Genomic DNA, 13,132 nt, shown 5'->3' on the forward strand with positions numbered 1-13,132 from the left:
AGTTACAACATCGATTGTAACTTGTTAACTAACTCGGGGTGTTGCGACGCTAAATTCGTAGTAAAGCTCGGATCGCTGACAAAGTTATATAACTGATACTGATAACCTGAGTTCATGGCTAAACGTGCCAACGCCCAATCTTGATGTAACAACATTTTATCCCGAGCTTGCTCGACCGCTAGTTGATATTGCAATTTGATTGCCAACGTACCTGTTTGTTTATCGGGAATTTCCAATAACTCAGTCAACTCAGGATAACGCAAATGCTGTTCAGGCATGGCCGGTGGCGGCGCTAGCCAAAGTCCCGTTTCATAATAAACACAGCTCTGCTCAATATGCTGCTGTAGCACTCGTCCTTGTACCGAAGTGGGAATAGGCAAATCCAGTAAACTCAATAACGAAGGCATCAAGTCGACACTGCTGCAAAGTTGCTGGTTATATTCTGGCTGTGGCTGGCGAGGATCAAAAATAAGCAATGGCACTCGAGCACTGGCCGTACCAAAAATATCATTACCTTGGCCCCAGCAATTGCGCTCAAAAAAATCGATGCCGTGGTCACTGTATATCACCAACAAGGTGTTTTCCGTTAAGCCAAGCTGATCTAATTGCTGTTTTATTCGGCGTACTTGATCGTCAAAACAGCGTACGCAACCATCATAAAGGTGCAATATCTGTGATAAATCAAACGCAGACTCAGGCTCTTTTTGGCTGCGAATAATATCTTCAGGCTCATTCAGCTTACACATGCCAAATTTTGAATTACCCAAATATTCAGCCGAACCATAAGCACTGTAATAGGGATATTCACAGCTAAACGGAGGATGCGTGGCGCCAATAAACATATTGAGAAAAAACGGCTGGTCCGGCTTGCGCTCACAAGCTAACCAATGACAGACATCTTGAGTCACCGCCTGATTTAAAGGCACGCCAGGTAAATAATACAACTCCGGCAAACACCGTTTAAATAAGCGGTTCTGTGAAAAAAGAGCCAGTAACATACGAAAATGTTTAGGCCCTTGACGCAGCAAGTATTTCAAATTCCATTGATCATCAGGCGCTTGAATTTTATCAAACCCCATCGCCATTTTTTTGAAATCGGAACCGGTCCAATCGGTAAACACCGCGGTCTGATAACCAGCACGGCCCAATTCTGACGCCAAATCACTGACTTTAAGCTTGGCCGTCTCATCAGAAACAAAGTTTGTTTTAACGCCGTGCTTATCAGGGTAGGTTCCGGTAAACCAAGAGGCCAGTGACGGTGCGGTACGCGGGATAGGCGTATAACAGCGTGAATAGTAGCAACTATGCTTCGCTAAGGTATCAATGGCTGGCGATAACTGCCGTTCACAGCCATCAATGCCTAAACAATCCGCTCGTAAGGTATCACAGCCTAAGGTAATCACATTCATTTTGGCCTGCTGCCCAGCCGCAACGGGCCAGCATCGCGCAGGGAAACACAGTGCTGGCCAATAAGCAATTAACACCGGCAAGGCAAGCAAACAACATAGCAATATGTAGCTAAGAGCCACATCGGCCAATAGCAAGCTGGTTTGCCAAGCTAGCCAACAGCAAGAGCCAACAAATAGCAACGCAACCCAGCGCAGTCGACTGATACTTAAACGCCGCCATAACGGGATTAAGCGCGCCATACTGTAACTCGACGTAATTAATATAGCGCCGGGCTTGATCAGCAAGCGATAACAAAATTGAAAGCCACAGCCGAGCAAAATCATTAATCCGGCGGATGCCATTAAAGCTGTAAAATTCAACTCCCTAACCGATACCTGTAGCAAACTGAAACCAATTAATGCCCCCGCCATCCCCAACCAAAAGAAAATAAGAAAACTCCAACTGCTTAAACGCAACATCACAGCAACAAAATACAGTGAAAAGTGTTGGGTTATTTCCGCTTTTACTTTAGGCCCCGAGTAAGCGCTATCTTGCACACTAAGCAGCAGCAACCCACAACTTGCCAGCGCAGCAGGAATGGCTGCAGCCTTCAATAACATAACCAGTATAAGGCAGCTCATTCTCGACGCTGCCGATAGTAGCCACACATTTCACCCGCCACAGCAGCGCAGCGCATCATGTAGAAGCGGGTTTTAGGCCAATGCAATGAAAATAGTATGTGGAACAAATAGCTTAATAGCTTACGCCACAAATATTTAGGGATCGGACTGGATAACGGCGACGACAGCATCACCACCGAGCAAGAACGCTGAAAAGCCTTAGATAACAAATAAGTAAGCCGTAAACGTTCAGGATCAACATAATGGAATTGCACTATCTCAGGGGTGTATTGAATAATGCCTTGATGTGCCATTACTCGACTGACGAACTCACCATCCTCACCACCACATAAGTTGTGTCCGGTCGGGCCTAAATCTTCGGAAAAACCACCTACTTTGGCAAATAAACCTTGCCGTAACACTAAATTTCCACCACCCGGTAAGCGATGCTGATTCGCTAACACTAGCGGCTTAGCGCCCAGAGAGTAATCTGGAATCGGCAAAGGATAAATCGCATAATCACTTTTTAAATGCACCCAATTGGGCTCAGAACCATCCCAATCGGGTACGATGCGACCACAAATCAAGTCGGCGTTAGGCCAAGCTAACAAGGCCTGCTCAATTTGCACTAAGTATTGACTGTCCACCCGATGATCATCATCCACCAAAGCAATATGCCAATCGGGCAGATGCGCTAACGCAAGATTAAGGGCAATAGATTTACCCGCGCGTGGTTCGTCCAACCAAATAAGTTTAATACTCCCAGGATGGTCTTGATGGTATCGCTCCAACATCTGCTGAGTGCCATCACTACAGGCATTGGCGACCACGCAAATTTGCAATTCAAGCAAGGGTCGCTGCGCTTGATTGAGATAGTCGAGGGTTTTTTGCAGCAGTATTTGGCGTTGATGGCTACAAATAACAACACATAGCTTATTTAACAAGATCCACCCTCCTTATGAAAAAGCCCAAGCCAACAGCCGTAACAAGCATATTCCTAACGCTATCTGTTATTAAGGTTAAGTCACCTTAGTATTGCTTACCCAAGACTCGGCTTAAGTATAGTGGTGAATTTTTAGCTTAGCGCGTAAAAAAGGGGAAAAGAGCAAGCTAAGTGAAGCTGTACAAAGCAACACCGAACCTTGCTGCTTAACGTGCTCTCGACTAGAGTCATAGTAGGATATTTGCACTTCAGGGAAGAGATAATGAACAAATTCTTTATTATTGGCCCACCACGCTCGGGCACAACCTTGTTGCAATTCATGCTTCGCAGCCACCCTAACATCTCAATCCCTACGGGTGAGTCCCACTTCTTTGTTCCTCTGTTAAAGGGATTCTCATCGCCCAAAACTCGCCAAGATATTACCAGTCTACTTAATGATATCAGACACTTTAATATCGATTTTTTTGACACGGACTTACATGGTTTACCAGCCGATATAGCCCAAGTGGAGGAAGAGCTCAATCAACGAGATTACCACTCCATGGCAGAGTTTATTGACGCCCTGTATCAACTCAATGCGCGAGGCGAAGGCAAGTCAGTTTGGGGAGAAAAAACGCCCTATTATATTCGTCACATTCCATTACTAGCGCGCCATTTTCCCGATGCCAAATTTATTGCCATCGTACGAGATGGCCGCGATGTCGCCTTATCAATGATAGATCGTTGCCATGATTTTGGTGTTCACAATGTTTACACCGCCGCCAAGCATTGGAACTACTATTTAGAGCCACTCCGCTCAGCCCTCAATTCAGAATATAGCGATCGCATCATCACGCTAAATTATGAAGACCTAATCGCGCAGCCAAGCCAAATTCTCACCGAGGCCCTTAACTTCATCGGCCAAGATTTCCATCCCGATGTCATTAATAATTTTAAAGTTAAATCCAGCCAGCCAAACGAATTACAAACCCCAAAATTGGCCGCCGATATTGACAATAAAAATGCCAATAAGTGGATGAGTAAAATGACCAATCGCGACATTGCATTGTTCAACCAAGTTTGTCACGAAAACTTAAATTACTTTAACTACACCACTCAAGGCAACTTAGACGCGCCAGCGGCCCTTTATAAACCGCTATACAAATTAGAAAACTACCTCAAAACATTACTGCAACCCAGTCATAGTAAAATTAAGAAAAGCCATTTAAGTTGACGGTATTGCGTCGTATTCGACATGATAAGTCTGTGTTAATAACTGGAGCAGCAAATAGTATGTTTGCCTGTAAACTGCTGTGAATATGTCCTGATAGGCTTTGGCTTTTCATCCCTGAAAACGAAATGTAGCCTGTACGGCTGATTTAAACTAAGGCCCTTAGTGCACGCTCGCTTTAGAAAACACATTGAGAACCACGACACCAGCAACAATCAGGGCCATGCCTACCATACTGGCAAAGTCCAGCTTTTGCCCATAAATCAACCAACCCGCAACAGAAATCAACACTATCCCCATTCCAGCCCAAATTGCATAAGCAATACCAACAGGAATAGCTTTAAGAGACAGTGAAAGAAAGTAAAAAGCGATGGCGTATCCCAAAACCACCAACAAACTTGGCCAGAGTTTTGTAAACCCCTCGCTGGCCTTCAAGCCAGATGTCGCGAGTACCTCAGCAACAATAGCAACTGCAAGAAACAACCAATTTTTCATTTAAATGCACCAGAGTAAAAACCAAAGAGCATGTTACCTAGAGGGGTAAAATATGTGTAGTCTTGTAAAATAAGAAAATGTGTGGGCAACTCTTAAGCTAAATGACCCTAGGGCAGTTTATCTTTGGTGGTTAATTTTTGTTCGATAGGGAACTCCTTGTCTAAAAGCGTTTTTATCGCGGCGGGCAGTGTGTAGCCTAGCATTCTAAGCAAATACTGCTCAACAAAGAGAAAAACGCTTTTACTGAAACCTCAGCGCCAGCGTTTGTTGGGTATTTCTACTGCGTTATCGCCTTTTCGCGTAGTTCACTATGTCACAAAGGTGCTGGCCAAAAAGGTGCTGGCCACAACGAACATTTTGTACAAATAACCAACAATTCGCTGCAAAAACATCACGAAAGATAAACCGCCCCTAGTAGTCAGTTATAGAAATGCGGTTTTACATTTGGTTTGATGGCCGCTTCAGTTTCGGGCTCAGCAACAGGAGCTTGCTGGGTAAGAACATTAGCTATCACTATGATACATAGCAGGTGATAAGGTAAATCGAAGTAAGCCATACCCAAAAACGCCCCCCCAGAAAGGTAAGCAATAAAAGAGACCTGAACATGGCGCATCAACTGGTTGATGGAAGCAAGTTCCGAGCCTGGAGGGGCTTTATTCGTTGATTTAATAACACTTTGTGCCGAACGCCAAGCTAAAAACCATAGCAGTAAAAAGAAGAATAATGCGATGAAACCATGCTCACCCAGCACTTCAAAATAAATACTATGGGCGTCATGAACCATGTTAGGCTCAGGCGCATACAAATAAAAAGACTGACGTTGAAATGCTTCAAAGCCACCACCCATTACATTTTGACTCGATAAGTTCGACGCCATTTGCCAGGCATTGATCCGGCCCATGGCTGATTTATCTTCCTCAAAGGTCTCAATGGTATTCATCCTTTCGGTCCACTCTTTAGGCACAAAATTAATTAATAACGCGCCGACTAACAAAGTGGAACAGAGGGACAACAAGGGTCGCTTACTCTTCAAACAAAGAAAAGCAGCCATGACCACACCACCCACTAATGCCCCGCGAGAGTGCGTACCCACGACCGCAAAAATGCACAAAAATGCCATTAAATTTAAACTGATCTTCATCCATTTTTGTGATGCTTCAACCGCCAAAAAACGCACCAGCGGAATAATAATTAAAATGGCTAACCCGACTTCATTGTTACCGTAGAAAAATGTATCTGCCGGCCCTTGCACGCGATAAACACCGCCTGTTGAAATGGTAAAGATCCCCCCTTTAACACCATAAAACCCAATTGACATGACAATAACCCAAACCAGCGCTTTCAAGTCTTTGTAGCTGGTCAAAATATAGAGGCTCGCAAACACCATCACTTGAATTTTCATTACTTTTTCAAATTGGAGCCAAGCAACATTAGGGTAAAAGGCATTAAATGTACTGATCACCATGCACAAAATAAACAGTAATAACACCCAAACCTTCGCGTCTTTCCAAGGCATAGTAAATTTTTCTTTACTAACGAGTAATGCAATCAACATTAATATTGCAGTCGTTTGCGCAAACGGCAATGAATAAGCAAAGCCATAGACTAAGCGATGAGGATTCATATAGCTCAGCCAAGACCAAACCAAAATAGCCCACATTGGCCGTTTTAAACAAAAGGGAATTAAACCGAGATAAACTAAGCTGAGGGCGATATCACGCATAATCCCAAGTGACCCCTACTTTGCTTTCTACGTATTTAAACTTACCTGATTTCTCACGTGGAATTTGTGTAACAAACTCAATATCAAGCTGTATGTCGCCTAGGCGTTGATGAAAATTACGACGAATAAAATCGATGCTGGCATTATCCACATCCGACTGCATCACCAACAACAGTCGCGTGTGGAACTGAGATTCTTGAATAATTTTGAACTCTGCCACATTAGACAATTCACGTAGTACATAGATAAGGGACAACGCATGCATAGTGGTGCCATCGGCAGCAATGATAAAATCAGTGGTACGGCCTTCAATGCTTTCAAGTAAAGGTAAATGGCGACCACACGGACATGGGTCAGTTGCTAAACAAGCCAAATCCCCGGTACGATAACGTACAAAGGGAAATTCTGCGGTAGCCAAATGGGTAACAACAACCTCCCCGACTTCCCCCGCGGGTAGCGGATTACCAAGCTTATCGATAATTTCAACTATGATGTCTTCTGCCGAAATATGCATCCCACCATGAGGACATTGATGAGCGATAAACCCCGCATCACGACCTCCGTAACCATTGGCAACGGGACAAGCAAACACTTCTGAAATCAACGTTTTTTGATTTTCAAACAAACGTTCTGAGGTTACAAACGCAACTTTTATTCCTAAGTCAGACAGAGTGATGTTATGTAGCTTGGCATAGCGCGCAATCAAAGACAGCGAAGACGGGTAACCAAACAACATCGTTGGGGAAAAGCGGCGAATATCGTCAATATAGCCCTTTAAATGTTGCTCTGACATGGCAAAAGCGGGGAGTAACTGACTGCGAAATAAAGTATCTCGAAACTGTTTCATCCGGTCTTGAGCTTTTAACTCAATGGGCGAGCCCCATACCACTAATTCTTTGTCACCGATATCAACATCCCACCAGCGCGTTGCTCGCCATTTGGCAGCAATATCATGACTTTTTCTTTGCTTGCCGACCATAAATTGCAAAGGTTGGCCACTTGAACCACCAGTATTGAACAGGCTGAGTGGGCCAGCATTATCGGCCTGAAGTAATGGCCCTGCGTTGCGGATCGTTGCTTTATCGAGCAAAGGCAGCTGAGCGATTTCAGTGACGGATTTAAACTGGCCTGGAACCACACCAAGGTCGGCAAATAATCCTCGGTAGTAAGGCACATGCTGGCCAATACTCAGCATAAATTGGTTGAGTTTATATAATTGGATCGCAGCGAGCTTATCAGTATTAAACCACTGGCTCGATTCCAACTCACGCCGTAAAGCAACACTACTATGTCGCTTCAATTGTTCGTGTAAAGGAAACAGTACTGACGAAACCAATTTGGTATACATGCCTTTCTCCTTGGATCAAGGTATCCCTGAGGGCTATCCCAATGGGCTACCCTTGGTAATTTATCCGTGCACTTGAGGAATCTAACCTACTTAATAATGATAGACACAATTGCTCTATTTCGGGGCTAAAACTCGGCGCAGCATGCTTACTTATCGATCCACTAAAAATATAATTAGTCATTTTATTTCCCAATGGTAGATCAACAAAATCAAGGGTTTGTTTTAATATTGATTGAGGCTCTGCAACTAACTGCTCGTACTTAATTAATTTTACGTTTTGCTCACCTTCCAAGGCAGATTCAAAAAACATAATATTGCGTACATACCACTGCAACGCCGCAGCATCCGTATCGGTTAGATCTGGAGTCACCAATGAACGCAATAATGCTAATGAGCCTGGTGACAACCCTCGCCCCCACCAAGAATCATCATGACCCGTTATTAGACGATGAACCTGCTGACTTTGGTTGCTAAAAGATTTCAACATTGAGTTAACGACATCATGAAAATCTCGATAAATCCAAAGAATTTTAGCGGGTGCAAGTTCTTGCGCCAATTCTGGCAACAGCTCGAGTTCACATAAAGTTTTTAATACAAATACTGGGGCTCTGCTTTGTTTTTGTAATTGCTTAATGACCAACATATCGCGCATTTGGTATTGGTCAAACGCCCTGTTATCACGTTCATGAAAAACGTCGGTAGCTAAACTCAAATCAAGAATATCCATCAACATATTCGTGCCCGACCGCTGGCAACCCGCCACCAAAATCGTTCGCTCCGAATCTGTTGCCCTTACGTGCTGCACTAAATGTTTGACCAGCTGCTGCTGTCCTTGCTGAGTTTTCTCTATTACTTTGCGCATGCTCATTTAGCTAACCTCGCGACTTGAACGAAGAGACGCGAGTCTTTCTCGATCTAGCGCCATAAAATGATGCAGTAGTTGTTCCACGCGCAGATCCCAACTATTTTGTTGCGCGTAAGTTTGGATCCCATCATGATCCCATTGGTCACTCAGGGCTTGCTCAATACTATGTAGTAAAGCATTGGCATCTCCGTAGGTATAAATCAAACCGAGTTGCTGATTAGCAATCACTTCACTATTGCCACCGACATCACTCGCTACCACAGGTAGCCGGCAAGCCATTGCTTCTAAAATCACATTAGCCCACCCTTCATTCGCACTGGCCAATACAAAGACATCGGCTGCACTGAGGATTTTGTGTAATTCTGCCTTAGGTTTTGCCCCTAAAAATAACACCCTCTCACTCAGCTCAAGATCACGAACCAATTGCTCAAGCTGCCCTTGATAGTCACCTTCTGCACTGGCGCCGCCAACAATCAAATATTTAACGTCGTCAGGCAATAGCGGCAACGCTTTTATCACTTGGTGAAACCCTTTTCGAGGCACTAAACCAGCCACGGTGATCAGCACTTTATCAGACGACTTAAGCCCTAAGGCGGCACGAGCTTGAGACTTATTAATAGGAAAAAATGTTTGGCTATCAACGCCATTACCCACCACCGTTATTTTCCCTTCGGGGATGCCTTGCTGTCGCGCAATTTGCTTTAGCGAATCAGATACAGCAAAAATTTGTTCCGCTTGCTGCCATGCCCAGCGCATCCAACGCGAAGTAAAAAAACCACGACTATGAGGCACTTCTGTCCCCCGCATGGTAATAGTATTCGGCTTATGCAAAATGCGTGATAGCACCCCAGCAGCCACGCCTTCAGGGTAACTAAAATGACTATCGATAATATCAAACTGCAGCTCAGGTCGACGCCGACAAAAACGATAAACCGCAAGTGCCATCATTAACCCATCAAAACAGCGACCGACCCCCGGCAAGGCAATAAATCGAGGGTAATAAACATCAATAAGAGCGCCATCAGGCGCCGTTTGCACTTCATATGCCGCAGGCCCAATCCGATAATGAGGCACAAAATATTGAATCGCAGATTGCAAGGGAAACCAAGGCACAGGGCTAACCACAAATAAAGGCAGCTCCGTGGCGACACGAAACATGCGCTCTTGAATAAATAAGCCTGCCGAGGGGCGACACTGACTGGGAAATAATGAACTTAGCACCATCAAACTTGGCTTATCAACACTACGGCTAGGCTGACGCACAGGGGGATCAACATCATCGCGACCAGTGCTAACTGTATCAATGATGGATTCAGTGGGAGGGTTTACCATCTATTAGCTCCCCCATTTGTTGTGGTTGGGCTTGATATACATCCACGTAATTGGCGACACTAGCAGCCCAATTGCGTTCATGCTGGACAAAATGTAGGCCTTGTTGCCAGATATGAGGCCAAGTTTCAGGACTATTCAACACCCGAGCCAAGGTTTCGGCTAAATCGGGTACGCTACCTTGTTTAAACAAATAGCCCGTTTCACCATCGCGAATAAGTTCATGATGTCCGCCAACATCGGAAGCCACTACGAGTTTACTTTGCGCCATGGCCTCTAAAGGTTTAAGAGGCGTTACAGTTTCGGTCAGTCTCATGCCAATACGCGGATAAACCAACACATCAACTAAACTGTAATAACGTGATACCTGATCGTGGTTGACCCGGCCAACAAAAATGACTTTATCTTCTAACCCTAACTTTGCCACTTGCTGCTTTAAGGCAGACTCTTGCGGGCCGCCACCAACTAACAAGAGGCACACATTTTGCTCTTGTAACGCCGTGTGACTCAGTGCTTCGACCAGCAAGTTCAAGCCCTCATAAGCGTAGAAAGAGCCGAGAAAACCTAACACCTTTTTATCGCCAAGATTAAGCTGTTGCTCTAGCGCTTGGTCTCGCTTAGTTAATGGTGTGAACTTGTCGATATCCACTGCATTGGGAATTAAGGTGATTTTGTCTGCCGCAATGCCCCGACTTTCCATGTCACTTTTTAAGCCTTGGCAGATGGTTGTTACAGCATGGGCATGTTTAAGTACAAAGGTTTCCAACGCCTTGGTCAGCTTATAGCGCAAGCCATTTTCTACAGCAGTACCATGGTCAACGGCCGCATCCTCCCAAAAGGCGCGCACTTCGTAAACCAACGGCAAACCACTTGTTCTTGCTTGCCACAAACCGACTAAGCCATTTAAAGCGGAAGAATGAGCATGAATAACATCGGGCTCAACTTGCTTTACCGCTTTGCTTAAAGCCCATTTTAAGCTCAGCAAAGTAAATAACTGCTGCAACACCGGCACCTTCATCATCCAAGCCAAGTAGGGACTGCGCATAAAAACTAAGTCTGTGTTCATTTCTTGCCAATCTAACCTGGGCCCTTGTTTTGCTGAGGTTAAGTGAAAAGTTTGCCAGCCCCGAGCTCGTTGTTGCTGCAAAATAGCTAAGGTGCGAAAGCTATAGCCGCTATGTAGTGGCACCGAATGATCTAGGACATGAAGAATGCGCATAAAGACTCCTAAGCAACTGACTCGACAGACTCAGTAATTTCATTACTGGCATTGCTAAGTTGTTTTTTTAAAAAGGCTTCAAACATCAGTAATGCCCAAAGTGCAGCACTGTGATCTCTTAGCCCTGAGCTATGCTGCTCAAACAGCTGTTGTATATAAGTCAGATTAAATAAATGACTTTGGGCAATATGGCCATCAAAAAGGGCTGCTTTCAACTTACTGTTAAGGGGCCCACGAAACCAACGGCACAAAGGCACGGCAAAACCCATTTTTTGTCGGTAAAGTACATCATGTGGTAAATGAGGCTCGAGTGCAGTTTTCAAAATAGCCTTCGACACCCCATTCGCCAGTTTGGTCTTGGCCGGTAAACTGGCACTCCATTCGACAAATTCATGGTCTAAGATAGGCACTCGCACTTCTAAAGCATGAGCCATGCTAACGCGATCAACCTTAGTGAGAATGTCGCCCGGCAGGTAGGTTTTCAGATCTAAATATTGCACCAAAGATAAAGGGTCATTGCCATCGAAGTTTTCGTAGTGCTCATTGAACACGCTAATACTCCGGTAATCACCCAATGACGCCTTAAGTTCATCACTAAATAGCAAGGCTTTTTGCGCTTCGGTAAAGATAGAAAAATTGTGGAAGTAGCCTTCTATCGTGTCGCGAGCAATCGCCTGGAAGGTAGTTTTTGCGCGCAAGAATTTTGGCGCCCAATCCGCTTTTGGATACACTTTTCCCAGCAGTGAAAACACGGGCTTTCGCGCAACATCGGGGACAAGACGGCGAATTTTTTCTTCATGCATATGCCACTGATAGCGACGATAACCGGCGAAAAGCTCATCACCGCCATCACCAGAAAGTGCTACGGTGACGGTTTTTTTCGCCAACTCGCAGACTCGATAAGTCGGCATCGCCGAGCTATCAGCAAATGGCTCATCATAAAAATAAGCCAGTTTATCAAGCAAGGCAAAATCATCTGCCGCGATAGTCGAAACTTGATGGGTGGTTTGATAACGTTGCGCCACCATTTCGGCAAACTCGGTTTCATTAAAATCGGCCACATCAAAACCTATAGCACAAGTGTTAACGGGCTCATCCTGCAACTCAGCCATCATCGCAACCACCGCACTAGAATCGACACCGCCCGACAAAAAAGCTCCCAAGGGTACCTCTGCCACCAAACGAATATCGACCGCTTGTTTGAGCTTTTCGACCAACAGCTCAGCGGCTTGTTTTGGCTCATGTTGATGAGCAAAAGATACATCCCAATATTGCTTTGACTGCGGCAAATTTTGCCCAACAGAAACGGTTAAGGTATGACCTGGGCGTAATTTGTATACCTGATTAAAAATAGTTTTAGGCTCTGGAATATAACCCAAGGAAAAATAGTCCGAGATGGCTTCAGGACAAAGCTCACGAGATAAACCTGGATGCACTTGTAACGCTTTTAGTTCACTGCCAAACACCAGTTCGCCAGAGGCTAGCATAGAATAATACAGCGGCTTAATACCCAGTCTATCTCGGGCTAAAAATAACTGTTGCCGCGTTTGGTCCCATATGGCAAAAGCAAACATCCCTCTTAACTTCGGGACAACCCCCGCGCCCCAAACTAGCCAGCCTTGTAAAATCACTTCCGTGTCACTGTGGGTGCTAAAGCAACAGCCAAGTTTGATTAACTCTTCACGTAATAGCTGATGGTTATAAATTTCACCGTTAAACACCAAACATGCTTGCTGATCGGCGCTAACCATTGGTTGCTGCCCAGATGCCACATCAATAATCGACAGACGCCGGTGGCCTAAACCGATAGCCGAAGCGAAATAAACGCCGCCTTCATCAGGACCGCGATGGAATTGAGCTTGGTTCATGGCTCTAATTAATTGCGGATCGACATCACCACAACCTTGTGAATCAAATATCCCTGCTATTCCGCACATACCGCCTCCAGACTAAGCTTGCTACTAATGCTTAAGCCTATTTAGTGAGTCCAA

At 44.9% G+C, this 13,132-nt stretch carries 10 protein-coding genes; 1 reads left to right on the forward strand and 9 read right to left on the reverse strand.

The genetic code is table 11. The features are described from left to right. Positions 1-2 precede the first annotated feature (2 nt). Both K1M91_RS06540 and K1M91_RS06545 read right to left on the reverse strand, forming a co-directional pair. Positions 3-2,030, reverse strand: coding sequence for a sulfatase-like hydrolase/transferase (locus K1M91_RS06540; protein ID WP_232800784.1), 2,028 nt, complete (start codon positions 2,028-2,030; stop codon positions 3-5). Next, positions 2,027-2,953 carry a glycosyltransferase family 2 protein gene (locus K1M91_RS06545; RefSeq protein ID WP_232800786.1) on the reverse strand — a complete coding sequence of 309 codons (927 nt, stop codon included), beginning with the start codon at positions 2,951-2,953 and terminating at the stop codon, positions 2,027-2,029. The genes K1M91_RS06540 and K1M91_RS06545 overlap by 4 nt, the downstream gene beginning before the upstream one ends. Before the next feature lie 261 nt (positions 2,954-3,214). Between K1M91_RS06545 and K1M91_RS06550 the strand changes: the two genes are divergently transcribed. Further along, complete coding sequence (locus K1M91_RS06550; RefSeq protein ID WP_232800788.1) at positions 3,215-4,165, forward strand: sulfotransferase; 951 nt, start codon at positions 3,215-3,217, stop codon at positions 4,163-4,165. Between the two features lie 159 nt (positions 4,166-4,324). Here K1M91_RS06550 and K1M91_RS06555 read toward each other — a convergent pair whose 3' ends face one another. The 7 genes from K1M91_RS06555 to K1M91_RS06585 all read right to left on the reverse strand — a co-directional run bounded on the left by K1M91_RS06555 (position 4,325) and on the right by K1M91_RS06585 (position 13,078). Then, complete coding sequence (locus K1M91_RS06555) at positions 4,325-4,657, reverse strand: SMR family transporter (protein ID WP_232800790.1); 333 nt, start codon at positions 4,655-4,657, stop codon at positions 4,325-4,327. A 418-nt stretch (positions 4,658-5,075) separates the two neighbouring features. Beyond that, positions 5,076-6,380 carry a putative O-glycosylation ligase, exosortase A system-associated gene (locus K1M91_RS06560; protein ID WP_232800792.1) on the reverse strand — a complete coding sequence of 435 codons (1,305 nt, stop codon included), beginning with the start codon at positions 6,378-6,380 and terminating at the stop codon, positions 5,076-5,078. Next, positions 6,373-7,728, reverse strand: coding sequence for a phenylacetate--CoA ligase family protein (locus K1M91_RS06565; RefSeq protein ID WP_232800794.1), 1,356 nt, complete (start codon positions 7,726-7,728; stop codon positions 6,373-6,375). The genes K1M91_RS06560 and K1M91_RS06565 overlap by 8 nt, the downstream gene beginning before the upstream one ends. 46 nt (positions 7,729-7,774) lie before the next feature. Beyond that, the gene (locus K1M91_RS06570; protein WP_232800796.1) at positions 7,775-8,596 is read right to left on the reverse strand and encodes a sulfotransferase domain-containing protein; all 822 of its coding nucleotides are present in this window, start codon (positions 8,594-8,596) and stop codon (positions 7,775-7,777) included. Next, entirely contained in the window at positions 8,597-9,925 is a 1,329-nt protein-coding gene (locus tag K1M91_RS06575; RefSeq protein WP_232800798.1) for a glycosyltransferase, read from the reverse strand. It abuts the gene before it with no gap. Next, positions 9,906-11,141, reverse strand: coding sequence for a TIGR04063 family PEP-CTERM/XrtA system glycosyltransferase (locus tag K1M91_RS06580; protein ID WP_232800800.1), 1,236 nt, complete (start codon positions 11,139-11,141; stop codon positions 9,906-9,908). The genes K1M91_RS06575 and K1M91_RS06580 overlap by 20 nt, the downstream gene beginning before the upstream one ends. An 8-nt stretch (positions 11,142-11,149) precedes the next feature. Then, a complete protein-coding gene (locus K1M91_RS06585) occupies positions 11,150-13,078 on the reverse strand; it encodes an XrtA/PEP-CTERM system amidotransferase (protein ID WP_232800802.1) in 1,929 nt (642 codons plus the stop codon). Between the last annotated feature and the right edge of the window lie 54 nt (positions 13,079-13,132).

The sequence above is a fragment of the Motilimonas sp. E26 genome (assembly GCF_021278025.1).
Taxonomy (GTDB): domain Bacteria; phylum Pseudomonadota; class Gammaproteobacteria; order Enterobacterales; family CBDFNC01; genus Motilimonas.

Coding starts and splice junctions, on each gene's coding strand:
- K1M91_RS06570 (WP_232800796.1), bottom strand. CDS start 8,596: ATGAGCATGCGCAAAGTAATAGAGAAAACTCAGCAAGGACAGCAGCAG.
- K1M91_RS06565 (WP_232800794.1), bottom strand. CDS start 7,728: ATGTATACCAAATTGGTTTCGTCAGTACTGTTTCCTTTACACGAACAA.
- K1M91_RS06585 (WP_232800802.1), bottom strand. CDS start 13,078: ATGTGCGGAATAGCAGGGATATTTGATTCACAAGGTTGTGGTGATGTC.
- K1M91_RS06575 (WP_232800798.1), bottom strand. CDS start 9,925: ATGGTAAACCCTCCCACTGAATCCATCATTGATACAGTTAGCACTGGT.
- K1M91_RS06550 (WP_232800788.1), top strand. CDS start 3,215: ATGAACAAATTCTTTATTATTGGCCCACCACGCTCGGGCACAACCTTG.
- K1M91_RS06560 (WP_232800792.1), bottom strand. CDS start 6,380: ATGCGTGATATCGCCCTCAGCTTAGTTTATCTCGGTTTAATTCCCTTT.
- K1M91_RS06540 (WP_232800784.1), bottom strand. CDS start 2,030: ATGAGCTGCCTTATACTGGTTATGTTATTGAAGGCTGCAGCCATTCCT.
- K1M91_RS06580 (WP_232800800.1), bottom strand. CDS start 11,141: ATGCGCATTCTTCATGTCCTAGATCATTCGGTGCCACTACATAGCGGC.
- K1M91_RS06555 (WP_232800790.1), bottom strand. CDS start 4,657: ATGAAAAATTGGTTGTTTCTTGCAGTTGCTATTGTTGCTGAGGTACTC.